This window comes from Arthrobacter pascens (assembly GCF_017052465.1).
Taxonomy (GTDB): domain Bacteria; phylum Actinomycetota; class Actinomycetes; order Actinomycetales; family Micrococcaceae; genus Arthrobacter; species Arthrobacter pascens.
Map to the genome: position 1 here is coordinate 12,399 of NZ_JAFHKT010000112.1, position 24,427 is coordinate 36,825.

Here is a 24,427-nt window from a genome sequence, read left to right on the forward strand (position 1 = left end):
CTGAACCCTTCTGGTCCGTTTGAAGAAAATGTGGGGAGACGCGAACGGGAACCTTGGGCGGTTCGGCGCCGCGAAAGACGGCCGCAGGACTCAGGTCATGAGCGGCGCTGCAGCAGGTAATTCAGGGGTCCGCGGGCAACCGCAAGCAGTTCCAGCCGCAGCACCTTGGCAAGCTGTGGATCCCAGGGATCGAAGGCACCCGTTCCGCCGGCAGTCGGTTCCACCGGATGATGCCGGGCGTTCGTCAGCAGCTGGCGGACCGCATGCGGCGTCCGCGCCAGGGCGAGCCGGGCAGTACGGGGGTTAAGAAGGATCTTCGTGAGCCATGCGCCCAATCCGCTGCCGTAGCTGCGTGCCTGGGCCTGCAGCTCCTCCAGGCCGTCGCGGTGACGGTGCCAGACGATTGCTGAGGGATGGACCACCAACGGGTGGCCCGCAAGAATCACCCGGGTGAACATGTCGATATCTTCGCCTCCGCCGGTACGGGTCCCGGCCCCCAGAGCGGTGTCGAATCCGCCGAGGCTGAGAGCAGTTCGGCGGTCCAGCGCGAAATTGGCCCCGGTGCCGTAAGCACCGACGCAGAAGGGGAAGTTCGGAAGGTCGGCAGGAGGCGCGGCGAGGGAGTACACCTTTGGCGTGATGCTCTTGGACCAGCTCACCCGGTAATCGAAGTAGCCCTGGGCGCGCGACCGCACCTCCCCGGCCGGCACCAGCCCCGTGACGCAGGCCGTGCCAGGGGCACGTTCGAAGCCCGCGGCGATCTCCCGGAGCCAGGCGTGGTCCACCACGACGTCGTCGTCCGTAAATGCGACGATGTCCCCCCGGGCGTGCTCGAGCCCGGTGTTGCGCGCGTGGGACAGTCCCGGCACAGGCTCCTCGATCAGCCTGATGCGGGGATCCTGGAACTCCTCCCGCACCATGTCTTTGGTTTCGGTGCTTCGCGCCGCGTTGTCGACCACCAGAATGTCGTAGTCCGGGTAGTCGAGGCGGAGCAAAGCCTCGAGGGCACCGCGCAGCACGGAGGCCCGGTCCCTCGTGCAAATGATCACCGTGATGCGAGGAGCCGACACCGCGGCGGAAACCGGCTCGGCCTCGGGCAGCGCAGCCGTTGCCGAATCCAGTGTTGCCCGGTCCAGGACGCCTCCCGGCGCTTCAACATCTACGAAACCCCGCACGGATGAGCCTTCGCGCACCAGCAGCCGGGCACGCTCGTATCCCTCGGAATCCCGAAGCTTCAGGCTTTTGTGCCCGTTAAGGGAGGTGAGGTCCACGGCGCCAATCCACCGGGCTCCGGACCAGTCCGGGCGGACAGGGCTCTCCATCGCCCGCGGCAGTTCCAGGACGAGGTGCTCATGGCCCTCTTCCCGATGAAACGCGGCATCCAAGGGGTCGCTCACGTCAAAGCCCTCCACGACGTGCACCCGCTGCCCCGCGAAGGTCTGCCCTGGCCCACGGGCTCTGCATGCGGCGCTGGAACTGCACTGGGTATGGACACGAGCCTCACCGCTTCATAAGGTAGCGACTTCTGGAGACGCCGGCGGAATCCCCTTATCGGGCGACACCATCGGCAACTTGCGGCACTATCTGGCGTGTATCCGCGGCGACGATGCCTCGTCGCCACAGATAAGGCCTTGTGGGCTAAAAGCCTATGATTGGGCCCACTTAGTGTCACCAGTAGGGGATACCTGTTTTTCGCAGCGAAAATCAGCTTTCACCACTTGGTTTGCAACAATGCAGGGCTAGGTATTGGCCCGGGCTCTCTTGACATTGCCGGGGCCGTTCCGCTTCACTATTACGTATGCTGAAATAACAGTTCCATGATGCGGAAGATCGAAGCTCCAGATGGAGTTCCGGTCTCGCCGGGAGAAGACCCGGCATCCCGCATAGCCGTCACCGTGGATGCCAGCACCAGCACGAGGGATCATCAAGCATGAAGCTTGCCGAATTCAATGAAGCGGACCGCGACGACGCCAGTGCGGTCCTCCGCCCCTGCATCGACGTCCAGCGCTGGGTGGACCAGATCGCCGATGCCCGCCCCTTCGCCTCCGGCGATGCGCTGCTCGGCTTTGCCCGTGACGCCGCCTCGCCGTTCACTCCGGACGAGGTCGACGCCGCCTTGGCGCACCACCCCCGGATCGGTGAACGCCCGACGGCGGCAACCGCGGAGGCGTCCATGTCCCGTTCGGAGCAGGCCGGCGTCGACCCTGCGGACGCGGCGGCCGCGGAGGCACTGGCTGCCGGAAACCGCGCGTATGAGGAGAAGTTCGGCCGCGTTTTCCTGATCCGCGCAGCCGGCCGCACGGCACCGGAAATCCTGGCCGCACTGAACGAGCGGCTGGCCAACAGCCCCGCCCAAGAAGACGTCATTGTGGCGCAGCAACTGCGCGAGATCGCCCTGCTGCGTCTCGAAGGAGTGATCAGCGAATGAGTGTTTCCCACGTCACCACGCACATTTTGGACACCGGCGCCGGACGCCCGGCGGCGGGCGTCGCCGTCGTGCTTTACGCCAGCGACGGCGGCCGCTGGACACAGCTGGCGAGCAGCACCACCGATGCGGACGGCCGCGCGAAGGACCTCGGCCCCGAGGAACTGGCCCCGGGCAACTACCGGCTCAACTTCGCCACCGGCGACTACTACGCCGGCAGCGGCACTACAACGTTCTTTCCCGAGGTGGACCTCGTCTTCGAGGTGACCGGCCCCGAGCACTACCACGTGCCGCTGCTGCTGAGCCCGTTCGCCTACTCCACCTACCGCGGAAGCTGAAAGGACAAGCATGCGGCTGATGCGCATTGGCACAACCGGGAACGAGATCCCGGTCATCATCGACGACGAGGGGAAGGCGCATGACCTGAGGCCCGTCACCGCCGACATCGACGGCGCCTTCCTGGAAACTTGGGCGCATCGGCTGGACGACCTTGACCTGACGGGCCTGCCGCCCGTCTCCGTCGAGGGCAAACGGATCGGCGCCCCCATTGCCCGCCCGTGTGCGGTGATCGGCGTCGGGCTGAACTACGCCGCGCACGCCGCCGAGTCGGGCCTCCCGGCGCCGGAGCGGCCCATCATCTTCTTCAAGCATCCCAACACCGTGGTGGGGCCCAACGACGACGTCGTGATCCCACCCGGCGCCCAGCGCGTTGACTGGGAGGTGGAGCTCGGGGTGGTGATCGGCCAGCGGGCCAGCTACCTGGAGTCGGACACCGCAGCCGCTGCCTGCATCGCAGGGTACGTGCTGTCCAACGACGTCTCAGAGCGCGAGTACCAGCTGGAACATTCCGGGCCGCAGTGGTCGCTGGGCAAGTCCTGCCCCACGTTCAACCCGCTGGGCCCGTGGCTGGTACCAGCCGCCTCGACGGACGCCGGCAGCATCGAGCTCGCATCCTGGGTCAACGACGAGCCGCGGCAGAAAAGTTCGACCCAGGACATGGTCTTCGGCGCGGCCGAGCTGGTCCGCCGGCTCTCGCAGTACATGGTGCTCGAGCCCGGTGACCTGATCACCACCGGCACTCCGGCCGGTGTAGCGCTCTCCGGCCGCTACCCGTACCTCAAGAACGGGGACGTGATGCGGATGTCCGGCGGCCGAGTGCTGGGCGAGCAGCGGCAGCGGCTGGTGGACGTTTCTGTTCTGGTCTGACGCGGCCCGGACAGTAGGCTAGATGGCATGGCCTCTGACGACCCCACCCCCGAACGGCGCGAAATCCCTGAACGGCGCGAGATCACCGTACGACGCGCCCCCAAGTACGTCCCGTTCCTGATTCTGGGCGGGCTCGTGGGCATTGCCGTGGCGGCAGTCGTCGCCTATGCGCTGCCGGGCAACGCCACCTACGACCCCGGCACCGTCTTCGGCTTCTTCATGGTCCTGTGCGGGGCCGGCGGTGTGATCCTCGGCGCAATTGCGGCGCTGATCCTGGACCGGCTGAGCGTCAGGCGGGCGCGGCAGGGCGTCGTCGAGGCTGTCCCGGAGGCTGGGCCCGAGGCCGGGCCGCCCCTTCCTGACGCGGAACAGCCCGGGCGTGGCACGGACGAGCACCCTGCTCCCGGGCACCGGCAGGACAACGGCAACGAGCCGGGCCTCCGGTCATAAACCGGCCGCCGGAAGTTCCCTACCCGATGACGTGAGATAATCGACCAGTGGCACGCGGCGATGGAAAACTCTCTCATGATCTTCTCCCTGGCGAAAAAGGCCCTCAGGACGCTTGCGGCGTCTTCGGGGTCTGGGCACCAGGTGAAGAAGTAGCAAAACTCACCTATTACGGGCTGTATGCACTGCAGCACCGCGGTCAGGAGTCGGCTGGTATTGCCACCAGCGACGGCAAGCGGATCAACGTCTACAAGGACATGGGCCTCGTGTCCCAGGTCTTCGACGAGACCACGCTGAACACCCTGACCGGGCACCTGGCCGTGGGCCACTGCCGCTACTCCACCACCGGAGCCAGCCACTGGGCCAACGCCCAGCCCACGCTCGGCGCAACCGCCACCGGCACGGTGGCCCTGGCACACAACGGCAACCTGACCAACACGGCCGAGCTCAACGCCATGATCAACGAGCGCAACGGTGGCCAGCTCAGCGGCGAAATGAAGCAGGGCAACACCTCGGACACCGCACTGGTCACGGCACTGCTCGAAGGCGAAGAGGGCAAGACCCTCGAACAGACCGCCATCGAGCTGCTTCCGAAGATCAAGGGCGGCTTTTGTTTCGTGTTCATGGACGAAGGCACCCTCTACGCGGCCCGGGACACGTTCGGCATCCGTCCGCTCTGCCTCGGCCGGCTCGAGCGCGGCTGGGTGGTCGCCTCTGAACAGTCCGCGCTCGCCACCGTTGGCGCCAGCTTCATCCGTGAGATCGAGCCCGGCGAATTCATCGCCATCGATGAGCAGGGCGTGCGGTCCCAGCGCTTCGCAGAGCCGACGCCCGCCGGCTGCGTCTTCGAGTACGTCTACCTAGCCCGCCCCGACGCCGCGATCGCCGGGCGCTCCGTGTACGAGTCCCGGGTGGAGATGGGCCGCCAGCTTGCCCGCGAAAACACCCAGGAAGCGGACATCGTCATCCCGGTGCCCGAATCCGGGACCCCGGCCGCCGTGGGCTACGCCGAGGAATCCGGCATCCCGTTCGCCCATGGCTTCGTCAAGAACTCCTACGTGGGCCGCACGTTCATCCAGCCTTCGCAGACGCTCCGCCAGCTGGGCATCCGGCTCAAGCTCAACGCCCTGGAATCCGTGATCCGCGGCAAGCGCGTCGTGGTGGTGGACGACTCGATCGTCCGCGGCAACACCCAGCGCGCCATCGTCCGCATGCTCCGCGAGGCCGGCGCAGCCGCCGTGCACGTGAAGATCTCCTCCCCGCCCGTCCAGTGGCCCTGCTTCTACGGCATCGACTTCGCCTCCCGGGCGGAACTGATCGCCAACGGCGCCACGATCGAGGAAATCTCCCAGGCCATCGGCGCGGATTCGCTGGCCTACATCTCCGAGGACGGCATGATCGGCGCCACCCGGCAGCCCCGGGAACGCCTCTGCACCGCCTGCTTCACCGGCAAGTACCCCATCGAGCTTCCCGGCTCGGACAAGCTGGGCAAGAACCTGCTCGAACGCACGGACCTCGGCGGGCTCCCCGCCGCCGGCGCGGCCCGCTCCGGCGCCGCCGCAGCTGCCCCTGGACCGGCCGCAGCGACCCCCGGCAACCCGGACAGCATCACCGTCACGGAAGACCCGGCGGAGAAGCCCGGCGCAACGGGCTGCGACCCGGGACCGGATTCCGAATTTGAGAACCTGCTGACCGAGGCCGACCGCGTGCCTGACGTCCACCACGACGCTGCCCCCGTCGGCGCTGACAAGAAAGAGTCCGTATGACTTCCGCCTCCCCCACTGCTGACATGAACGCCGCCCAGAACGGTTTGGCCCAGAACAACGGCATCACGTACGCGTCCGCCGGCGTCGACGTCGAAGCGGGAGACCGCGCCGTCGAACTCATGAAGGATGCCGTCAAGGCGACGCACAACGCCTCGGTGATCGGCGGCGTCGGCGGTTTTGCCGGACTGTACGATGTCTCGAAGCTGCTGACCTACAAGCGGCCCCTGCTGGCCACGTCCACGGACGGCGTGGGCACCAAGGTGGCCATCGCGCAGGCCATGGACATCCACGACACCATCGGTTTCGACCTGGTGGGCATGGTGGTTGACGACATCGTGGTGGTGGGCGCCGAGCCGCTGTACATGACCGACTACATCGCCTGCGGCAAGGTGGTCCCCGAGCGCATCGCCGACATCGTCCGCGGCATCGCGGCAGCCTGCTCCGTGGCCGGTACCGCCCTGGTAGGCGGCGAAACGGCCGAGCACCCGGGCCTGCTGGGCGAGCACGAATACGACGTCGCGGGGGCCGCCACCGGCGTTGTTGAAGCCGATGCCCTGCTGGGCCCGGACCGCGTCCGCGCGGGCGATGTGGTGATCGGCATGGCGTCCTCCGGCCTGCACTCCAACGGCTACTCGCTGGTCCGCCGCGTCATCAACCACGCCGGCTGGGCCCTGGACCGGCAGGTTTCCGAACTCGGGCGCACGCTGGGTGAGGAGCTGCTGGAACCCACCCGCGTCTACGCCGCCGACTGCCTGGACCTGGCCCGGACCTTCCCGGTCACCACTGGCCTTGCCACGGGCGGCGGAGCCGTGCACGGCTTCAGCCACGTCACCGGCGGCGGACTCGCCGCAAACCTGGCCCGTGTCCTGCCGCAGGGCCTCGTGGCCACGGTGGACCGCGCCACCTGGGAGCTGCCGGCCATCTTCAAGCTGGTGTCGGAGCTTGGCCGCGTCCCGCTGGCTGACCTCGAGCGAACGCTCAACCTCGGTGTGGGCATGGTGGCCATCGTCTCCGCCGACGTCGCTGACGCCGCTGTGGCCCGCCTGAACGAGCGCGGCCTGCCGTCCTGGATCATGGGCACAGTCAGCGCCGACTCTGACGACATCCTCAAGACCGGCCCGGACTACGTCCAGGGCGCCAAGGGCGTGGACGGCGGCGCCGTCCGGATGGTCAACACCTACGCTTAAATACGTCATCGAGTGCTCTGTAACTGCCCTTTTGGACCTTCATAAGGGCGGTTACGGAGCACTCGATGCGCTTTTAAACCTCCAGGACGCTGAACACGCCGCCTTGCGGGTCCTTAAGCGTGGCGATGCTCCCGGCATCCTCGTCGAATTCCGGCTCCACGAGCACTTCGGCGCCCGCCGTCACTGCCGCCAGCACTGCTTCCTTGACGCTGGAAACTCCGAAATAAACCTGCCAGCCCAACCGGGCGCGGAGCTCGCCGTCGTCCGGCGCGGACGCTTCCTCCGGACCTGCGCCCCCGTCCGCATCCTCGTCCCCGTCCTCGGGTGCGGGGGCAATGCCGGCCACCTCCGAGCCGCCGACAATCAGCGTGGTGTACGTCCCGCCGTCGTCCTGCGGATATTCGGTGACCTCGTGACCGAATATCTGCTGGAAGAATCCGACGGCGGCCTGCGGTTCGGGCGTCAGGAGTTCGGCCCACGCGAACGATCCAGGTTCGTTGTGCCGCCCGCTGCCTGCGTGCGTTCCGGCCTGCCAGACGCCGGTGGTGCCGCCCCCGGGCGGTTCCAGGAACACCATGACGCCGGTGTCACCCACTTCTTCGGGGCCGAACTGCACTGTCCCGCCCGCGTGCGGTGCCTCCTCGGCCACTTCCCGGGCGTCATCCGCGCAGAAGTACACGTTCCACTGCGCCGGCGTGCCCGACGCCTGCTGGGCGGGGTTCTGAGGCGCCACGACGGCTACAAGGTCACCGTCGATGAAGGCCTTCGAGTAGCTGCGTCCGTCCGGCGTGGGCAGGTCCTCATAGCGCCAGCCGAACACTGCGGCATAGAAGGACTTGGCCGCCGCAACATCCGGAGTCTGGACGTCCGCCCAGCACACCTCCCCTTTGGTGTAGCCGCTTCGCTGAACCATGCTGCTGCCCATCCCTTTCGCCGGACCAAACCCCTAACAGCCTAGACGTGAACGGGCACGGCGGAGAAGGCCCGGACCAGGCACCACATAGCCGGGGCAGCAGAAAACCCGCCGGGCACGCCAATGGCTGGCATGCCCGACGGGCCTGGTAATTGGTGCGGCGCCCGCTTGAGAGGGAGCCTTCTCAAAGAAAGCTCCTTCGGAAACGAAGGGTGCCGAAATCTGACGACGGGACAACGACGAACAGAAGGGTACGACGCCGCGCGCAGCCGAACGCCTTACGGCAGCTTCCGGCTGTTACGACTAACCGATCCGACGGGTGTCTACCTCGTCGTCGTCGTCTTCCAAATCGTCCGCGTACTTATCCACGTAGGCTGAATAGTCCGGTTCGACCGGTTCATTCGCGAAATGGCTCGTGGCACGACTGCCCGGACCCGTGAGCTCACGCTGAAGGGCCGAATAATCAGTGTTCGGGGAGTAGTACTTGATGTCCCGAGCCTGCTTGGTAGCTTTTGCCTTTTGACGGCCGCGCCCCATGGCGTGACCCCCTTTTGTACTTGGACCGGAGGTGGTCACCTTGGCTATCGGTGAGGCCCCGGAATGTTTGGTCAATTTGTCGTATCCCTAGATTACATGCTTTCGGCGGTGACTGCTCGCCACGGGCGCGTCGCACGGGCCTGCGTCGGGGCCAAAACCGCGGCAATCATGGGGTTGGAGGGGAATTTTTCGGTAGAGTCTCCTGAACGGGTGAATAGAGGAAGCAGGGTCCGAGGCCGCGAAACCGCAAGGAAGGGGCGCCGAGCCAGTGAATGAAGGCAATCCAGTCCCCGGCGCCGGGCCGCGGCCCGTCCCGCCGCCCCCGGCTGTCCCGCCGCGAATTGCGCAGCCTGATCCAGCGGTGAAAGCTGACCCGCGGCGCTCCGGTCCCGAGACCTCCAGCCCGCAGGACGTTCCCTCAGATTCCGCAGCGAATGCCGCCGACGAGGTCCGGCCCGGCCTGCAGCAGAACTTCATGAAAGCGGGCTTTTTGGTCGCGTTGCTCGTGGTGGCCAGTCTGCTCCTGTGGATCCTCGGTTCGCTGCTCGCCGGCGCCACCCTGCAGACCATCGGCGACCCCGGCCCCGCCGCGGCACCGGCGTCCTCTGCCGTGCCCCAGGCAACAGCCCGCCCCAGCCTTCCCGTGAAGGGCGTAAGCCCCCTGGACTTCAGGATTGGGGACTGCTTCAAGGATTTTGACGCCTCGGCGGCCGGCGCCACTGTGGTGGCCTGCACGTCCGGGCATTCCGCCCAACTTGTGGCCGTCCACAGGTACCCCGCCGGGGATTCCTACCCCGGAGCCAAGGCAATGAAGGCAAAGGGTCGGGAGGCATGCCAGGCCGCGGCGCTGACCAGCAAGACCAACGCCTACGTCCTGACGTACCAGCTCGCCTACCCCAGCCCCGACAGCTGGCGGCAGGGGGACCGCCGGGTGGATTGTTACGTTACTTCCGCGTCGGGAAACATCATCAAGACCAGCCTTCTCCCGCAGGGCTGACGGCAGGACATCCCTGCCGCCAGCCCGCTGGGCCCGCCGCAGACTTAGCCCTTGCGGCGCACCGAGAGTCCGCTTCCGGCGGGGGTGCCGCCGTCGGGCGTTCCCATGGCTTCCAGCCCCTCGATGGTGAGTTCGTCGACGTCGGCCGCGGTATCGACGAGCACCGTGTCGCCGTCGGAAATCTCCCCGGCGAGGATCGCCTTGGCCAGGCGGTCGCCGATCTCACGCTGTACCAGGCGACGCAACGGGCGGGCTCCATACGCCGAATCGAAGCCGGACATGGCCAGCCAGGCGCGGGCGCCCTCGGTCACCTCGAGTGAGAGCCGCCGTTCGTGCAGGCGGCTGGAAAGATCTGCCACCTGCAGCTCGACGATCCGGGCCAGTTCCTCCACGGTCAGCGCATCGAACAGCACCACTTCGTCCAGGCGGTTCAGGAACTCCGGTTTGAAGGACGCGTTCACAGTGGCCATTACGGCCGTGCGCTTGGCCTGCGCATCCAGGGTGGGGTCCACCAGGAACTGGCTTCCGAGGTTGGACGTCAGCACCAGGATGACGTTGCGGAAGTCGACGGTGCGGCCCTGGCCGTCGGTGAGGCGGCCGTCGTCGAGCACCTGCAGGAGGATGTCGAAGACCTCCGGGTGGGCTTTTTCCACCTCGTCGAGCAGCACCACCGAGTAGGGCCGGCGGCGGACGGCCTCGGTCAGCTGGCCGCCCTCCTCGTAGCCCACGTAACCCGGAGGCGCGCCGACCAGCCGGGCCACGGAGTGCTTCTCGCCGTACTCGGACATGTCGATCCGCACCATGGCACGCTCGTCGTCGAAGAGGAAGTCCGCCAGAGCCTTGGCAAGCTCGGTCTTACCCACACCGGTGGGACCGAGGAACAGGAATGAGCCGGTGGGCCGGTTGGGGTCGCTGATGCCGGCACGGGCCCGGCGCACGGCGTCGGACACCGCCTGCACAGCCTTGGACTGGCCGATCAGGCGCCTGCCGAGTTCCTCTTCCATGTGCAGCAGCTTCTGGCTTTCGCCCTGCAGCATGCGCCCGGCCGGGATGCCGGTCCACGCCGAGATGACCTCGGCGATGTCGTTCGCGGTGACTTCCTCCGCCACCATTTGCGAGGACTTATCCACGACGGCGGCTTCTGCCTCCGCGGCGGCGTTCAGCTCGCGCTCCAGGGCCGGAATTTCGCCATAGAGGATGCGTGAGGCAGTCTCCAGGTCGCCCTCACGCTGCGCCTTGTCCGCAGTGGACCTCAGCTCGTCCAGCTTGGCTTTCAGGTCCCCCACCCGGTTCAGGCCGGCCTTCTCCGCTTCCCAGCGGGCATTCAGTGCGGACAGCTCCTCCTTCTTATCCGCCATGTCCGCCCGCAGGGCAGCCAGCCGCTCCACGGAGGCGGCGTCCTTCTCGTTGGCGAGGGCCAGTTCCTCCATGGTCAGCCGGTCCACCTGGCGCCGCAGCTGGTCGATCTCCTCCGGAGCTGAGTCGATCTCCATACGGAGCCGGGAGGCGGCCTCGTCCACTAAGTCGATCGCCTTGTCCGGCAGCTGGCGCCCCGAGATGTAGCGGTTGGACAGCGTGGCTGCGGCTACGAGGGCGGAGTCGGCAATGGCCACCTTGTGATGGGCCTCGTAGCGTTCCTTGAGGCCGCGGAGGATGCCGATGGTGTCCTCCACGCTGGGCTCGCCGACGTAGACCTGCTGGAAGCGGCGTTCCAGGGCCGGGTCCTTCTCGATGTTCTCCCGGTACTCGTCAAGCGTGGTGGCACCGATCAGGCGCAGCTCGCCGCGGGCCAGCATGGGCTTGAGCATGTTGCCGGCATCCATGGAGCTGTCCCCCGTGGCGCCCGCACCCACCACCGTGTGGAGCTCGTCGATGAAGGTGACGATCTGCCCGTCCGAGTTCTTGATCTCTTCCAGGACAGCCTTGAGGCGCTCTTCAAACTCGCCGCGGTACTTGGCGCCCGCCACCATGGACGCGAGGTCCAGGGCGACCAGGGTCTTGCCGCGCAGGCTCTCCGGGACGTCGCCGGCCACGATCCGCTGGGCCAGCCCCTCGACGACGGCCGTCTTGCCGACGCCCGGCTCGCCGATGATCACCGGGTTGTTCTTGGTCCGGCGGCTCAGCACCTGGATGATGCGCCGGATTTCGGCATCCCGTCCGATCACGGGGTCCAGTTTGCCCAAGCGGGCCGTCGCCGTCAGGTCCGTGCCGAACTTCTCCAGCGCCTGGAAGGTGTTTTCCGGATCCGCGCTGTTGACCTTGCGGTCTCCGCGCACGCCGGGCAGGGCGGCGAGCAGCGCCTCATGCGAGGCTCCGGCGTCGCGCAGGAGCTTTCCGACGCCGTCGCTTCCGGCCGAGAGGCCGAGCAGCAGGTGCTCGGTGGAGACGAACGAATCCCCCAGGCGGTCGGCCTCGTTCTGCGCCGTCTGGATGGCTTGCAGGGCGGTGCGCGACAGCTGCGCCTGCTGGACTGAACTGCCTGATGTGGCCGGCAGGTTCTTGATGGCGCTGCTGGCCTGCACGCTGACGGCGTCGGGATCCGTGCCGGTGGCACGCAGAAGGGCGACGGCGACGCCCTCGCGCTGATCCATCAGCGCCTTCAGCAGGTGCGCCGGCTCAACCTGGGGGTTCCCCGCCGTCGATGCATTCATTGCGGCCGCCGAAAGAGCCTCCTGGCTCTTGGTGGTGAATTTGGCGTCCAAAGAGAGCTCCTTTCAGTATGGGATTACTAAGTTGAGTCTACTACGCTCAACTTTGAGGGAAGCGTTCCTGGATCCACGTTTGCCCACAGCGAAACGGCCCCGCAGGGCAGATGAACTTCGGGAAAACCATCGCCCTTGAACTGTATCCCTGCCGCCCGGATCCCCCTAGGATCGACCTGTGACCAGCGACGACAGTTAATCGCATACTCGAACCGAGGAGCCGCAATGAAGAAGTTCGTTGTTCTTTACACCGCCCCGCAGTCGGCGCAAGCGCAGATGGCAGAAAGCAGCCCTGAAGCCGCCCAGGAAGGCATGAAGGCGTGGATGGAATGGGCGCAGCGCGCAGGCGACGGGATCGTTGACATGGGAAATCCGCTGGGGGCCGGCAAGGAGATCAGCGCCACCGGCACGTCCGACACCAGCACGCACGTGGGCGGTTACGGTATCCTCCAGGCCGAGGATGAGGGCGGCGCCCTCGCCCTGCTGGAAGGGCACCCGCACCTCATGATGCCCGGTGCCACCATCCAGGTCTACGAAGCCCTGGATCTGCCGGGGATGTAGCCCGTCGGACCCCGCTCAGGTGCCAGAGTCAGGCCCCAGAGTCAGGAGCCGATGACGCCGCTGATGCGCGTGATCCAGTCGAGGTTCCGGGCTATGGACGCATGGTCGCTGTAGTACTGGGAATAGTCGGCGGTGGTCCCGGCGGGCAGGACGCTGGATTCGGAGAGAACGCCCGCCAGCTTGCCGTCGACCATCAGCGGACCGCCGGAGTCGCCGCCGATGGGGTGCCCCGACTGCGACCGGGTGCTGACCGACGCCCCGCCGTAGCTATCTGATCCCGGGCCGGTGACAGTGACATCGGCCGTCTTCAGGAAATAGGACATGGAGCCGGATCCCTCAGCCTGGTAGCCCCAGCCGTAGACCTTGCCCGCCGTACCCGAGGCCGGCAAGGAAGCGGAAAGGCCCACAGTGGCGCCGGAATATGGCGTGGACAGCCTAAGGAGCAGAAGGTCACCCATGGGTGACGCGTAGCGGGCAGCCACTGTCCGGACAGCGCCGTGCGCCTCCAGATACGTGCTGCCGAGGCGGACCGACTTGAGGCTCGGCGAATTGCAGTGCTTGGCCGTGATGACCCAACTGGCCGAGATCTGGCTTCCGGCGCAGCGCACGTCGGTGCCCGCTCCATCGAACGAGATCTGGGCCGCCGCGGGAGCCGCGAAAATGGAGGTCGGGCTGCCGCCGGCAACCTTCCGGTTCATGGTCCTGTCTCCGCTCCCCTCTCCCGTGGCGGCGGGGTATGTCTCCCCCGTGGGAGCTGCGGCGGCGGGCAGGGGTGCCAGCATGGCGGCGGCAACGGCAACAGCGGCCAGGGCATTGGCGGTCTTCAAGAACTCTCTCCTTCGCAAGGGGCCGGACGGTCGGCAGTGGTCATTCTCTGGGCATGCCCGCCTCATGCCGGGTAGACGGACACGGCTCCGGCCTTGATCACAAAGAACACGGCCATTCCGGGCGCGAGCCCCAGGTCTGCTGATGCAGCGGGCGTGACGTCCGCGGAAAGCTCCCCCGCCCGGACGCGGATCTGGTCGCCGCGCGGCTCCAGGTCCGTGATCGTGACCGGAAAGGAATTCCGCGGGCTGCCGTGGGCTTCGGTCAGGAAAACCGAAACGGCCGACGGCGGGAACACGGCCACGCCCGCCTGGCCGGGAGCGGCGGCCCCCGCGTCCAAACCAGACCATTCTTCCACGCCGGGCCCCGCGGCAGCCGCTTCCGTGTCCAGGATGGAGTCATGCTGCCCGGCAATGTCCTGGCCGGCGGCGGTCGTGAGGCCATGTTCCGTCAGGGTGCCGGGTATCAGGTTGAGGCCGGCCAGACCGGCCACGAATCTGCTCCGCGGCCGCTGCAGAATGTCGCGCGTGGGACCGGACTCGATGATCCTGCCGTCCTCGAGGACGATCACGCGGTCTGCCAGCATCAGCGCATCCAGGACGTCGTGCGTAACGATGATGGCCCGCCTCCCGGCGAGTACCCGCTTCAGAAGCCTGCGCAGCAGCGGGGCGGCATGGATGTCCAGGGCGGCCATGGGTTCATCGAGCAGCAGCAGCCCGGGATCGGCCGCCAGCGCCCGGGCTACGGCCACCCGCTGGGCCTGGCCGCCGGAAAGCTCGGCAGGCCGCCGTCCGGCCAGCCCGCCGGCATCCACGGCACCGAGCCAGTGAAGCGCCGTTTTCCGCGAGGCACGCCGGGATTCACCCCGGCTTCGGGGGCCGAACGCCACATTCTCCAGGGCGCTCAGGTGCGGGAAAAGGAGTGGCTCCTGGGCCAGCAGGGCGGTGCCGCGGTGATGCGGCGCCGTCCACGTGGACCGGCCGGAGCCAAGGTCGAACAGGACCCTGCCGCCCATTTCAGCCCTGCCCGAGTCCGGGTGCAGCAGCCCGGCGATGACGGCCAGCAGGGTGGACTTTCCTGCACCGTTGGGACCCATGATTGCCACGGTCTCCCCAGGGCCGACGGTGAGGGCCAGATCAAAACCCCGCGCCGCCACCGCGGCCTCCATCCGGAAGCTCACTGCACGCTCCTGTCCCGGGCGGGCACCGCCGTCGTGCGCCTTTCGGAACCGAAGGGTCCGGCCGGCGGCCGCCGCGGGCCGCGATAGGACACCGCGACCACGGTGACCGCCACCGCCACCAAAACGAGGGAAAGCGCGACGGCGGCGTCGGCGTCGGTTTCGCGCTGGAGGTAAATCTCAAGCGGCAGCGTGCGGGTGACACCCTGCAGGCTGCCCGCGAACGTCAGGGTGGCACCGAATTCACCGAGGCTCCGCGCGAACGACAGCACGGCTCCGGAGGCCAGGCCGGGCAGGACCAGGGGAAGAGTCACCCGGCGGAGCACCGTACCGGGACGTGCGCCGAGCGTTGCCGCCACGGCCTCGTACCGCCCGCCGGCGGTCCGCAGCGTGCCCTCCAGGCTCACCACGAGGAACGGCAGCGCCACGAACGTCTGGGCGAGGACCACGGCGGCGGTGGAGAAGGCGATCTGGATCCCCAGCACCTCCAGGCTCCGGCCCAGGAGCCCCTGCCTGCCGAACGTGTAAAGGAGCGCGATGCCACCCACCACAGGCGGGAGCACCAGCGGCAGCAGCACGAAGGAACGGAGCAGCCGCTGCCCGGGAAAGCTGCCCCGGGCCAGCACCAAAGCCAACGGAACGCCGAGCACGATGCACAGCAGCGTGCTGGCCGCCGACGTGCGCAGGCTGAGGCCCAGGGCGGTGAGCGACGACTCTGACGTCACCAGCGGAATGAACTGTGCCCAGTTGACCTTGGCCACCATGGCCGCGAGCGGGAGCACTACGAGCAGTCCGCCCGCCGCCGCGACGACGTAGATCCAGGATGGAATGCCGGTGTAGGCGCCGGGGCTCCGCCGCTGACCGGCCTTCATTGGCTCGGGCGGACTTCAGCCGGCGGGGCGCCGAAACCGGCGTCCGCCAGGGTCTTCTGCCCGTCGCTGCCGGCGACCAGGGAGATGAATGCCGCCGCCAACTCCTTGTTTCGGCTGCCTTCGAGCGCCGCGATCGGGTAGGTGGTCACGGCCTTGCCGGCCTCGGGGAACGGGATGCCTTCGACCTTGCCGCGGGCGCCCTTCACGTCAGTGGCGTAAACCAGGCCAGCGTCGGCCTCGCCCGAGACGACCTTGCCCAGGACATCGGCGACGGATGATTCCTCACTCACGGGCTTGAGCACCGTCCCGGCTTCCCGTTCGGCGCTTTCCGCCGCCGCGCCGCACGGCACCTGGCTGGCGCAGACGACGACTTTCACGCCCGGCCTGGCGAGGTCGGCGAAAGACGAGATCGACGCCGGGTTGCCTGCCGGGACGGCGATCTCCAGGACGTTGGTGGCAAAGTTCACCGCCTGACCGTGAATGAGCGCGGCGTCCGAGAGGCGGGCCATGTTGCGGGTGTCGGCCGAGGCGAATACGTCAGCGGGGGCACCCTGGGAGATCTGCGTGGCCAGGTCCGACGACCCGGCAAAGCTCAGCGTGACCGTTGTGCCGGGATTGCGGTTTTCAAATTCAGCGGCGAGCCGGGTGAAGGTTGCCTTGAGGGAAGCGGCCGCGAATACGGTGAGGGTCCCGGAACGCTGAGGGGTCCCACTGGCCGCAGGGTTTCCGGACGGGCCCGGGGCGCAACCGGACACAGCGGCGGCCAACAGGGTGGAAGCGGCCAGCAGGGCGGCGATGCGAAGGCGGCGGAACGTCATCAGGCGCTCCTCCCCCGGGGCGTTTCCACAATGACGGTGGTGGCTTTGACGACGGCGGTGGCCACAGATCCCAGTTCGAGCCCAAGTTCACGGACGGCTTCGCTGCTCATGAGGGACACGACCCGGAAGGGCCCGCACTGCAGTTCCACCTGTGCCATGACCTTGTCGGCCGTGATGCCGGTGACCAGTCCCACGAAGCGGTTGCGTGCCGAACTGCCCGCCTTGGACGGGTCATCCGGCAGGTGCGCCTGCTTGCCGGCAAGCCGGGCCAGTTCCAGTCCGTCCACGGCCAGCCGCCCGGACGCGTCCCTGTGCGGCGTCAGGCTGCCGGACTCAGTCCAGCGGCGGATGGTGTCGTCACTGACGCCCAGGAAGCGGGCGGCCTCGGAAACGCGAAGCATGGCCATTTCCCGAGCATAGCCCGATTTTGCGGTCCTCACGGTAAAATTACTCCGCAGGTGCGTCACAAGCATTCGTTGGACACAGGCGTGCGCTCTCCCCATACTCAGGTGTTCGGGCAGCGCCCTGATCTCTGGTTTGGGCCGGGCCTGCGGCGTTACGCTAAGCGTAGGCATGTTCATGCTTTCGCCTCAGCCTGGTCTGCGGCGCCAGGTTCCGTTAGCCGATGCGAGGGATCATGACTGGACCGAGAACTGGACGGATAACTGGGCCAAAAGCTACGCGGCTACGGGCGGACGCCCTCCTTGACGCGGCCGTTGTGACCGCGACGGTGTTCCTGACCTTGTTCCTCACCTCGTTCCTGACGGGGTGCATGCCGGCCACTACACAGCTTCCGCCAGCTGCCACACAGCTTTCCCCGGCGGCCACGCCGGGCGGATCGGAGACTGCAAACCCTCCGGTGACCCCGGCCCCGAGCGGCACGGCGGGGGTTTCCGCCGCCGTCATACAGTCAGTCCACTTCACCGCCCAAGGGGACATCGGCGTCGGCAAGGACGCCAAACGGGTGCTGGACACCATCGCGGGCCTGAAGCCCCAGCTGAACCTTGCGTTGGGTGACTTCACCTACCAGGCGGGGATCGAAAAAGAGTTCTGCGCCATGGTCGCGGAAAAGCTGGGGGCTGACTTTCCGTACGAGCTGGTCACGGGAAATCATGAGAGCGACGGTCACGACGGCGACATAAGAAACTTCGTCCAGTGCCTGCCGAACAGGCTGCCGGGCCTCACCGGGGAATACGGAACGCAGTGGTATGTGGACGTGCCGGAAAAGAACCCCTTGGTGCGGATCATCATGGTGTCGCCCGGCATCAAGTTCCATGACGGCAACACCCTGGACTATTCGAAAAACAGCCCCCGGTGGCGCTGGACCGCGGCGGCCGTGGACGGGGCCGAGTCACAGAAGATTCCCTGGACCGTGGTGGGCATGCACACGCCCTGCCTCAGCATCGGCAAATATGACTGCCTGGCCGGGGACGACCTCACGAACATGCTGATGGAGAAGAAGGTGGACCTCGTCCTGTCCGGGCACAACCACTCGTACCAGCGGACCCACCAGTTGAGCCTCCGCGAGGGCTGCACGGCGCTGGTCCCCGGGAGCTTTTCCGAAGCCTGCATCACGGATTCCGATGAGGCCATGGTGAAGGGCGCCGGCACGGTCTTTGCCACCTCAGGCCTCGGCGGAGCAGGCCTGCACCAGGTGAAGGAGGACGACTCCGAGATCCGCTACTTCGCGGCCTGGTCGGGCCAGAACCGCCGGGCGGCCTTCGGCACGCTCGATGTCACCGCAACACCGGACCGGCTCGACGCCACGTTCGTTCCCGCCGAGGGTTCCTCCTTCAGGGATTCCTTCATCATCGAGAAGAAGTAGCTATTCGGCCCGCGTCCACACCGCTATCCAGTCCAGCTGGACGTGCCCTTCCGTGGTGGAATTCGGGCATTTTGGCAGGCATGACTCGGTCTGCAGGATCAGGTGCATGGGGGTCTTGGGGATGTTCTTGGTTGCTACTCCGATCGAGCGCCCGTCAAGGAAAAACTCCACCTTGCCGGGGCTCCACTCCGTGGTGGCCACGTGCCACCTCGTAAACGTCTTGTTCGTGTTGAACATTTTGAAGTCGGCAGGATCGTCACTTCTGAAGTGCACCGCCCCATGGGGTGATTCGGAGAGATCCCCTTCCGGGAAGTCGATCTCGCCGTCCCTGGGCCACTTGTTGCTGTTCGGCCAGAGAAGCCAGGCCATTTTGTACCCCCTTAGGGAATCGGCCTTAAAGCGGACCGAGTACCTGCCGTACAGCATGCTGTTGTCCCGCCGCGGGTTCTCCGCCTTGTTGGGAAACTTTGGCCTGGGCGCCGCCCCCATGGATACGCCGTCTTCAGTGTGGAGGTACCAGTCCAGCACGCCGTCTTTCACACTCAGGACCTTGCCCGGGTAGTACCCCGAATGCTTTCCCTTTTGGCCGGCCGTGTCCGGCGTGCCGTCTTTGTATCCCGCGCTCCACTTCGGCCTGTAGGCGTCGCCGGGGAACTCTCCCACCGGAACATCCCCCCGGTCGAAATCTTCCCAGAACACCTGCTTCCAGCCCGGGAGGTCGCCCGAGGCCTTTAGGGACGGCGACGGAGTGGACTGTTTGGGCCGTTCCACGGCGGCAACGCTGCACCCGGCCAGCATCAAGGCTGCCGAGGAAACGAGCAGCCGGAATAGTCCGGGCCGGTATGAACTGCCCGGTGACACCCCCCGCCGGCGGGCAATCCACATGGGGAAAGTCTCGCATTGGAGCTCCCCGCACTCAATAGCCCCAAAAGGGGTGCGCGAACAGGGCGAAAACGCAGGGGGCCTTCAACCAATTCCAAGCTTTTCACAAGTCAGCAAATCAAACTTAGACGAGGGGGAGTGCAAGCAAGTTGCCTCCAGTAGCAGCGAGCGCCGGGTCTACGTCCTGGGCTTAGCAGCCAGGGAATCCTGCTACTGAGGCAAAAGCAAACGACTCCATTGAGTGGTGAGGTTAGTGACCATCCCGATACTTCTTTCAACACAGAGCCCAACAAATGCGCTCCCTGCAAGCATGCCTTCTGTCAGTGTCGTGATCCCCACGCTGAATGAGGCCCTGAACCTTCCTTGGGTGCTTCGCCGAATGCCCTCGTATGTAGACGAGGTAGTGATCGTTGACGGACGCTCACTGGACAGCACCGTAGACGTGGCGCGGGCCCTTCGACTCGACGTGGTGGTGGTGGCCGAGCCCAATAAGGGCAAGGGTGTCGCCGTGCGAGCGGGCCTGGCCGCGGCCACCGGCGACATCATTGTCATGCTGGATGCCGACGGGAGCATGGACCCTCACGAGATTGGCTGGTTCGTGTCGCCGCTGCAGCATGACTTCGACTTCGTCAAAGGCTCGCGCTATGTCACGGGCGGTGGCTCGGACGATATTACCTTTCTGCGCAGCGCCGGTAACCGGGCGCTGACCGGGCTGGCCAACATGGTGCTCCGCAGTGATTATTCGGACCTGTGCTACGGCTACATCGCCATGCGCCGCGAGTGCCTGGAGGTCCTCGAGCTGGAGTCGGACGGTTTTGAAATCGAAACGGAGCTGATCGTGCGGGCTTCCCGTGCCGGCCTGCGCATTGCCGAGGTACCCAGCCGTGAGCTTTCAAGGATTTCAGGCAACTCGAATCTCAACACCTTCCGTGACGGTTGGCGGGTGCTGCGTACCCTGGCCCGCGAATACGTAGGGTGGGAGGCACCAACGGCCGGGGCCCGGCCCGAGGCGCTGAGACGGGTGAAGTACAAGTATCCCAGTATTGCTTTCCCGCACGTCCCCACGGACCCCCGCACGGTCCTCGGCGTCATGGCAGGTGAATGAGATGACCCGGCCTGCCGACGCCCTGGACGTTTCAGTCGTCATTTGCTCCTACACGGAGGACCGGTGGGACATGCTCATGGCTGCGGTCGACTCCGTCCGCGCCCAAACAGTCCGCCCGCGTCAGACGATCGTCGTCGTCGACTACAACAGCGACCTCTACAAGCGGCTCATCTTTACCGTGTCTGATGTGGTGATCCTCGAAAACACCGGGGCAAAGGGCCTGTCCGGGGCCCGGAACACGGGCGTCAGTGCAGCGACCACCGGCATCGTCGCCTTCCTCGACGACGACGCCCAGGCCGCCCCCGATTGGCTGGAGCGGCTAACGGCCCTCTATGACGATCCCGATGTGCTGGCGGTGGGCGGCCGGGTTGATCCCGACTGGGAGGCCGGTCGGCCAGGCTACTTTGCCCAGGAGCTCGACTGGATAGTCGGGTGCAGCCACAGGGGCCTGCCCAAAGTCGCCGCCGAGGTCCGCAACGTCATCGGGGCGAACATGTCATTCCGTTCAGAGGTCCTGACCGGCGTGGGCGGATTCAACACGGCCCTCGGCCGCCAGGATACGTTGCCCCTCGGATGCGAAGAGACCGAGATCTGTATCCGTGCGGTCATCGGCTCCCCCGGCTCCCGAATCGTGTACGAGCCAGAGGCCATGGTGCGGCACTTCGTCCCGGCCGCCCGCGGCTCCCTGAAGTACATGCTGAGCCGTTCCTGGTCCGAGGGGATTTCCAAGGCCCAGGTGAGCAAGGTCGTGGGACACAAGAGGGCTCTCGGCCCGGAACGCCGCTACGTCCGGAGGGTGCTTCCCCGCGCTGTGTTCATGGGAGTCAAGGATTGGCTGACGGGAAAAGACAAGGACGGACTGGGCCGGGCCGCGACGGTTGTTGCCGTGCTTGCTGTCACCACATTCGGCTACGTCCAGGGCCGCAGGTTTCCCGGCGGCACGCTTGCTCCGGAATCAGGGCACGACGGTGCTGCCGGCAGTTGGCGGGAAGTCAGCTGATTCCCGCCGTGGCCAGCCTCCGTTAGCAGCCTTTGAAGGCCGAGACGACCTACCCAGCAAGCCTTAAAGGACGTAATGAAGGACTCAGACGCGTCGGCCGGAGCGAGTTTCGACGTCCACGGTCTCGTGGGCATTGACGTGGACTCCGGCACACCGGGCGGGTCGGAGTTGCACCACGTGCTGGCGCCGTTCCGGGGCGGGTCTCGGGCTCCGCTGAGGCTCCGCTTCAGCGGGGTCCTGACTCCCATTCCAGAGCAGTCCCACGCCAACGGACACCGCTTCACGGAGGGCTCCCTCTACCTGCCCGCGCATCACGTCCAGATTGTGGCAAACCGGCACGGGTATGTGATCCAGGGACGCGGCGAGCTGCTGTCTGCACTCATACCCCTGCTGGACAGCCTCTGCATCAGAGCCAACGTAGCCATGATTCATGCTGCATCTGTGGAGTACCGCGGTTCCGGAGTCTTGCTGCCGGCCTCGGGAGCAGTGGAGCCCCGCATCCTGGCCAGGCTCGCTGCACAACCCGGCGTGCAATTCATGGGCGATGACTGGGCGTTCCTGGACGCGGACGGCATGCTCTTGGGCTGCGCGAAGCCGATGCCGTCTGCCCCGCCGGGAAGAACCAGACACCCTGCCGCGTTTTTCAGCCTGCTGCCCCAGCCGGCTACGCCGGAATGGCTAGCCAGATCCGCCGCAAGGCTGGCGGCGTCAGCGCAGCCGGTGCTGGAGCGATACCCAGGGGCCTTTGCCCGACGGTGGGCCCCTGAGCGCCGGACGGTTGCCCCGGAGAGGCTATTTGGGCCAGGCCGGATTTCGTCAGCCGCACTCACCCGCCTGGCCATCTTCCTTGAGCGCTTTGACGGCCGCGACGCACGGCTGGAATCGCGGAGTGCGGAGTGGATGACGTCACGGGTTGTGGGCAACTTCCACGCCGGACTGCCCGCGGTGTCGCGGCGGCTGATCGAAGCACTGGGCGCTACCGGAATCGTCCCGCTGGAGGACCACTTCGGGCAAAAGGCCGCCGTGGCTCGGCGGGCGCTGTCCGGAGTACCGTGCTTCCTGTTGCGCGTGCCCGCGTCCTGGCCCGCGGAACGCACATCGCAGTACATAGCGGAGCTGGTCAGCTCCAAGCTGGAAGAGTGAGCACGCGCCCCGAAGACTAGACTTTGCTCCATGGCCATTTACCTGGATCCGCCTCTTTGGCCTGCGCATGAAACGCACTTTTCCCACCTGATCTCCGACACCTCCCTGGAGGAGCTGCATGCCTTCGCCGCGGCGGCTGGGATACCCGAGCGTGCCTTTGACGGCGACCACTATGACGTCCCGGAACGCCGCTACACCTCGCTGGTGGCCGCCGGTGCCGTTCCTGTGGAAGCCCGGATCCTGGTCCGGAAACTCATTGCGAGCGGATTGCGGATTCCCGCCCGGGAACGGAACAAGTCGCTGAAAATCCCGCTGCTGAACCGCTGGAACACGGTGATGCCCGGCCACGATGCACTGTTCCTGGACCTCTTGGACCGCTGGAGCGAAAGCCACCGCAAGTACCACGGCTGCACCCACCTGCTGGCGGTGCTCGAGGCACTGGACCTGCTCACGGCACCCGCCGGCCCTCCGCGCACGGTGCTGCTCGCGGCCTGGTTCCACGACGCCGTCTACCGCGGTGTCGCCGGCCAGGATGAGGAAGAGTCGGCGCGGCTCGCCGAGCTCCGGCTCTCCGAAGCGGGGCTCCCCGCCAATGACGTCGATGAGGTGGCGCGTCTGGTCCTTCTCACCTCCGACCACCGGCCGGCACCCGGGGACGACGACGGCGCCCTCCTCTGCGACGCGGACCTTTCCGTCCTCGGCGGCGAACCTGAGCCGTACTCGCGGTATGTGGCCGCCGTCCGGAAGGACTACGCGCATATCGGGGACGCCGACTTCGCGGCCGGCAGGGCCGCCGTCGTCCGCCACCTGCTGGAACTCGATCCGCTGTTCAACACGGAACGTGGCCGCGAACTCTGGCTGGAAGCTGCCCGGCGGAATCTCACCGACGAGCTGCAGGCCTCGGGCCACTGATCACCGGCGGACACCGGCCCGGGGTCAGCGGTAGCTGGTCACGAAGGGCGCACCTGTAGGAACGATCTGCTTGCCCAGCGGCATGAGCGAGACCGGGATGAGCTTCAGGTTAGCGATGGCCAGCGGGATTCCAATGATGGTGAGGGCCATGGCGATGGCGGTGACCACATGCCCGACCGCGATCCAGATGCCTGCCACAAGGAGCCAGATCACGTTTCCCAGCAGCGCGAACACTCCGTTTCCTCCGGGCTTGTCCACCATCATGCGGCCGAACGGCCAGAGCGTGTACGAGGCGATCCGGAACGACGCGATGCCCCAGGGAATGGTGACAATCAGGAGGCAGCAGATAACGCCGGCGAGGAAATAACCGATCGCCAGCCAAAGGCCACCGAAAACGAGCCAGATGATGTTCAGGAGTGTCTTCATCTGTCCATTCTGCTCTCCCACGTGCGGCGCGCGCCTCGGGGCATGCCCTGAGTTAACCCTGAACCATGCAGCGAGTCAGGCTTTCGCGGCCGTCACAAAGGCACGGATCTTCGCCAGGTCCTTGACGCCCCGGGACTGCTCGACGCCGGAGGAGACATCGACGCCCCAGGCCCCGGCGGCCCGTGCCGCTTCGGCGACGTTTGCGGCGTCGAGCCCTCCGGCGAGGATCCAGTCGCGTCCCTCGAGGCCCTTGGTGCGCATGGAGCCGTAGTCCCAGCTCTCCCCTGACCCGGGGACCGGCGCGTCAACGAGGAGTAGCTCTTCTCCCCAGTTCGCGAAGGTGTCCGGTGCGGCATCCATGGTGACGGCCCGGATGAGTTTCATGCCGGCGTCGTGCGCGGTTTTGACGTCTTCAGGAGTGCGGTCGCCGTGAAGCTGAATCCACTCCAGGCCTGCCGCACGGGCTATCGCCACGGCGTCCGTGGCCGGTTCATGGCGGAAAACACCGACGGCGGCCACGCCGTCCGGAACGTTGCTGAGCAGCTCGGTGACCTGTGCCGGGGAGACCACCCGGGGGCTGGCCGTCAGTACAAAGCCCACGGCGTCCGCTCCGGCGTCAACCGCCTCCTGGATCGATTCCGGCGTACTCAGCCCGCACACTTTGACGAACATTCACGGCTCCTATGGTTGATGTGTCCCCA

General features: G+C 66.6%; 25 protein-coding genes. 13 read left to right on the forward strand and 12 right to left on the reverse strand.

All coding sequences use genetic code 11. The features are described 5' to 3' along the window. Positions 1-95: 95 nt before the first annotated feature. Positions 96-1,397, reverse strand: coding sequence for a glycosyltransferase family 2 protein (locus tag JYA52_RS04130; RefSeq protein ID WP_307869308.1), 1,302 nt, complete (start codon positions 1,395-1,397; stop codon positions 96-98). 533 nt (positions 1,398-1,930) lie between these two features. Here JYA52_RS04130 and uraD point away from each other — a divergent pair. The 6 genes from uraD to purM are packed head-to-tail and all read left to right on the forward strand — an operon-like array spanning position 1,931 to position 7,031. Further along, a complete protein-coding gene (gene uraD, locus JYA52_RS04135) occupies positions 1,931-2,428 on the forward strand; it encodes a 2-oxo-4-hydroxy-4-carboxy-5-ureidoimidazoline decarboxylase (protein ID WP_205651937.1) in 498 nt (165 codons plus the stop codon). Beyond that, on the forward strand, positions 2,425-2,763 hold the full coding sequence (gene uraH, locus JYA52_RS04140) for a hydroxyisourate hydrolase (RefSeq protein WP_205651938.1): 339 nt from the start codon (positions 2,425-2,427) through the stop codon (positions 2,761-2,763). Before uraD ends, uraH begins: the two co-directional genes overlap by 4 nt. A 10-nt stretch (positions 2,764-2,773) precedes the next feature. After that, a complete protein-coding gene (locus JYA52_RS04145; RefSeq protein ID WP_205651939.1) occupies positions 2,774-3,631 on the forward strand; it encodes a fumarylacetoacetate hydrolase family protein in 858 nt (285 codons plus the stop codon). A 27-nt stretch (positions 3,632-3,658) separates the two neighbouring features. Further along, complete coding sequence (locus JYA52_RS04150) at positions 3,659-4,081, forward strand: hypothetical protein (protein WP_240459937.1); 423 nt, start codon at positions 3,659-3,661, stop codon at positions 4,079-4,081. Between the two features lie 47 nt (positions 4,082-4,128). Continuing rightward, positions 4,129-5,844, forward strand: coding sequence for an amidophosphoribosyltransferase (purF, locus tag JYA52_RS04155; protein WP_205651940.1), 1,716 nt, complete (start codon positions 4,129-4,131; stop codon positions 5,842-5,844). Further along, positions 5,841-7,031, forward strand: a complete 1,191-nt coding sequence (purM, locus tag JYA52_RS04160) for a phosphoribosylformylglycinamidine cyclo-ligase (protein ID WP_205651941.1) — start codon at positions 5,841-5,843, stop codon at positions 7,029-7,031. Before purF ends, purM begins: the two co-directional genes overlap by 4 nt. Positions 7,032-7,104: 73 nt before the next feature. Here the strand turns inward: purM and JYA52_RS04165 are convergent, their stop codons facing one another. Beyond that, positions 7,105-7,944, reverse strand: a complete 840-nt coding sequence (locus JYA52_RS04165; protein WP_205651942.1) for a VOC family protein — start codon at positions 7,942-7,944, stop codon at positions 7,105-7,107. Positions 7,945-8,247: 303 nt separating this feature from the next. Continuing rightward, positions 8,248-8,481, reverse strand: a complete 234-nt coding sequence (locus JYA52_RS04170) for a DUF3073 domain-containing protein (RefSeq protein WP_205652002.1) — start codon at positions 8,479-8,481, stop codon at positions 8,248-8,250. 361 nt (positions 8,482-8,842) lie between these two features. Here JYA52_RS04170 and JYA52_RS04175 point away from each other — a divergent pair, with 361 nt between their 5' ends. Then, the gene (locus JYA52_RS04175) at positions 8,843-9,478 is read left to right on the forward strand and encodes a septum formation family protein (protein ID WP_205651943.1); all 636 of its coding nucleotides are present in this window, start codon (positions 8,843-8,845) and stop codon (positions 9,476-9,478) included. A 44-nt stretch (positions 9,479-9,522) separates the two neighbouring features. On the opposite strand, the gene clpB is transcribed toward JYA52_RS04175, so the two are convergent. After that, entirely contained in the window at positions 9,523-12,180 is a 2,658-nt protein-coding gene (clpB, locus tag JYA52_RS04180) for an ATP-dependent chaperone ClpB (protein WP_205651944.1), read from the reverse strand. A gap of 225 nt (positions 12,181-12,405) precedes the next feature. Between clpB and JYA52_RS04185 the strand changes: the two genes are divergently transcribed. Further along, a complete protein-coding gene (locus JYA52_RS04185) occupies positions 12,406-12,741 on the forward strand; it encodes a hypothetical protein (protein ID WP_205651945.1) in 336 nt (111 codons plus the stop codon). A gap of 41 nt (positions 12,742-12,782) precedes the next feature. Here the strand turns inward: JYA52_RS04185 and JYA52_RS04190 are convergent, their stop codons facing one another. From JYA52_RS04190 to JYA52_RS04210, 5 genes are all read right to left on the reverse strand, one after another. Beyond that, the gene (locus JYA52_RS04190; RefSeq protein ID WP_240459938.1) at positions 12,783-13,568 is read right to left on the reverse strand and encodes a S1 family peptidase; all 786 of its coding nucleotides are present in this window, start codon (positions 13,566-13,568) and stop codon (positions 12,783-12,785) included. Between the two features lie 62 nt (positions 13,569-13,630). After that, on the reverse strand, positions 13,631-14,746 hold the full coding sequence (locus JYA52_RS04195) for a sulfate/molybdate ABC transporter ATP-binding protein (protein ID WP_205651947.1): 1,116 nt from the start codon (positions 14,744-14,746) through the stop codon (positions 13,631-13,633). After that, positions 14,743-15,615 carry an ABC transporter permease gene (locus tag JYA52_RS04200; protein ID WP_205651948.1) on the reverse strand — a complete coding sequence of 291 codons (873 nt, stop codon included), beginning with the start codon at positions 15,613-15,615 and terminating at the stop codon, positions 14,743-14,745. The genes JYA52_RS04195 and JYA52_RS04200 overlap by 4 nt, the downstream gene beginning before the upstream one ends. Continuing rightward, a complete protein-coding gene (modA, locus tag JYA52_RS04205; protein WP_205651949.1) occupies positions 15,612-16,433 on the reverse strand; it encodes a molybdate ABC transporter substrate-binding protein in 822 nt (273 codons plus the stop codon). The genes JYA52_RS04200 and modA overlap by 4 nt, the downstream gene beginning before the upstream one ends. After that, positions 16,433-16,840, reverse strand: coding sequence for a TOBE domain-containing protein (locus tag JYA52_RS04210; RefSeq protein ID WP_205651950.1), 408 nt, complete (start codon positions 16,838-16,840; stop codon positions 16,433-16,435). The genes modA and JYA52_RS04210 overlap by 1 nt, the downstream gene beginning before the upstream one ends. Positions 16,841-17,292: 452 nt before the next feature. Between JYA52_RS04210 and JYA52_RS04215 the strand changes: the two genes are divergently transcribed. Next, positions 17,293-18,258, forward strand: coding sequence for a metallophosphoesterase (locus tag JYA52_RS04215; RefSeq protein WP_307869309.1), 966 nt, complete (start codon positions 17,293-17,295; stop codon positions 18,256-18,258). Here the strand turns inward: JYA52_RS04215 and JYA52_RS22915 are convergent, their stop codons facing one another. Beyond that, on the reverse strand, positions 18,259-19,029 hold the full coding sequence (locus JYA52_RS22915; protein ID WP_307869310.1) for a glycoside hydrolase family 16 protein: 771 nt from the start codon (positions 19,027-19,029) through the stop codon (positions 18,259-18,261). 421 nt (positions 19,030-19,450) lie between these two features. Between JYA52_RS22915 and JYA52_RS04225 the strand changes: the two genes are divergently transcribed. The 4 genes from JYA52_RS04225 (at position 19,451) to JYA52_RS04240 (ending at position 23,300) form a co-directional block, all read left to right on the forward strand. Continuing rightward, complete coding sequence (locus JYA52_RS04225; RefSeq protein WP_205651952.1) at positions 19,451-20,245, forward strand: glycosyltransferase family 2 protein; 795 nt, start codon at positions 19,451-19,453, stop codon at positions 20,243-20,245. 1 nt (position 20,246) lies between these two features. Next, positions 20,247-21,245: a glycosyltransferase family 2 protein gene (locus JYA52_RS04230; protein ID WP_205651953.1), complete on the forward strand. Its 999-nt coding sequence runs from the start codon at positions 20,247-20,249 to the stop codon at positions 21,243-21,245. 75 nt (positions 21,246-21,320) lie between these two features. Next, on the forward strand, positions 21,321-22,388 hold the full coding sequence (locus JYA52_RS04235) for a hypothetical protein (protein WP_205651954.1): 1,068 nt from the start codon (positions 21,321-21,323) through the stop codon (positions 22,386-22,388). A gap of 30 nt (positions 22,389-22,418) precedes the next feature. Next, positions 22,419-23,300, forward strand: a complete 882-nt coding sequence (locus JYA52_RS04240; RefSeq protein WP_205651955.1) for a DUF4031 domain-containing protein — start codon at positions 22,419-22,421, stop codon at positions 23,298-23,300. A 24-nt stretch (positions 23,301-23,324) separates the two neighbouring features. Here JYA52_RS04240 and JYA52_RS04245 read toward each other — a convergent pair whose 3' ends face one another. Together JYA52_RS04245 and JYA52_RS04250 are read right to left on the reverse strand one after the other, a co-directional pair. Further along, positions 23,325-23,726: a YccF domain-containing protein gene (locus JYA52_RS04245; protein WP_205651956.1), complete on the reverse strand. Its 402-nt coding sequence runs from the start codon at positions 23,724-23,726 to the stop codon at positions 23,325-23,327. 75 nt (positions 23,727-23,801) lie between these two features. Continuing rightward, positions 23,802-24,398: a phosphoribosylanthranilate isomerase gene (locus tag JYA52_RS04250; RefSeq protein WP_205651957.1), complete on the reverse strand. Its 597-nt coding sequence runs from the start codon at positions 24,396-24,398 to the stop codon at positions 23,802-23,804. Positions 24,399-24,427: the final 29 nt, after the last annotated feature.

What these genes read in the sequence shown, in the direction of transcription:
- modA (WP_205651949.1), bottom strand. Translation starts at nt 16,433, where the DNA reads ATGACGTTCCGCCGCCTTCGCATCGCCGCCCTGCTGGCCGCTTCCACC.
- JYA52_RS04225 (WP_205651952.1), top strand. Translation starts at nt 19,451, where the DNA reads ATGCCTTCTGTCAGTGTCGTGATCCCCACGCTGAATGAGGCCCTGAAC.
- JYA52_RS04185 (WP_205651945.1), top strand. Translation starts at nt 12,406, where the DNA reads ATGAAGAAGTTCGTTGTTCTTTACACCGCCCCGCAGTCGGCGCAAGCG.
- JYA52_RS04210 (WP_205651950.1), bottom strand. Translation starts at nt 16,840, where the DNA reads ATGGCCATGCTTCGCGTTTCCGAGGCCGCCCGCTTCCTGGGCGTCAGT.
- uraD (WP_205651937.1), top strand. Translation starts at nt 1,931, where the DNA reads ATGAAGCTTGCCGAATTCAATGAAGCGGACCGCGACGACGCCAGTGCG.
- JYA52_RS04245 (WP_205651956.1), bottom strand. Translation starts at nt 23,726, where the DNA reads ATGAAGACACTCCTGAACATCATCTGGCTCGTTTTCGGTGGCCTTTGG.
- uraH (WP_205651938.1), top strand. Translation starts at nt 2,425, where the DNA reads ATGAGTGTTTCCCACGTCACCACGCACATTTTGGACACCGGCGCCGGA.
- JYA52_RS04170 (WP_205652002.1), bottom strand. Translation starts at nt 8,481, where the DNA reads ATGGGGCGCGGCCGTCAAAAGGCAAAAGCTACCAAGCAGGCTCGGGAC.
- JYA52_RS04150 (WP_240459937.1), top strand. Translation starts at nt 3,659, where the DNA reads ATGGCCTCTGACGACCCCACCCCCGAACGGCGCGAAATCCCTGAACGG.
- JYA52_RS04235 (WP_205651954.1), top strand. Translation starts at nt 21,321, where the DNA reads ATGAAGGACTCAGACGCGTCGGCCGGAGCGAGTTTCGACGTCCACGGT.
- purM (WP_205651941.1), top strand. Translation starts at nt 5,841, where the DNA reads ATGACTTCCGCCTCCCCCACTGCTGACATGAACGCCGCCCAGAACGGT.
- JYA52_RS04240 (WP_205651955.1), top strand. Translation starts at nt 22,419, where the DNA reads ATGGCCATTTACCTGGATCCGCCTCTTTGGCCTGCGCATGAAACGCAC.
- JYA52_RS04250 (WP_205651957.1), bottom strand. Translation starts at nt 24,398, where the DNA reads ATGTTCGTCAAAGTGTGCGGGCTGAGTACGCCGGAATCGATCCAGGAG.
- JYA52_RS04145 (WP_205651939.1), top strand. Translation starts at nt 2,774, where the DNA reads ATGCGGCTGATGCGCATTGGCACAACCGGGAACGAGATCCCGGTCATC.
- JYA52_RS04230 (WP_205651953.1), top strand. Translation starts at nt 20,247, where the DNA reads ATGACCCGGCCTGCCGACGCCCTGGACGTTTCAGTCGTCATTTGCTCC.
- JYA52_RS04200 (WP_205651948.1), bottom strand. Translation starts at nt 15,615, where the DNA reads ATGAAGGCCGGTCAGCGGCGGAGCCCCGGCGCCTACACCGGCATTCCA.
- JYA52_RS04165 (WP_205651942.1), bottom strand. Translation starts at nt 7,944, where the DNA reads ATGGTTCAGCGAAGCGGCTACACCAAAGGGGAGGTGTGCTGGGCGGAC.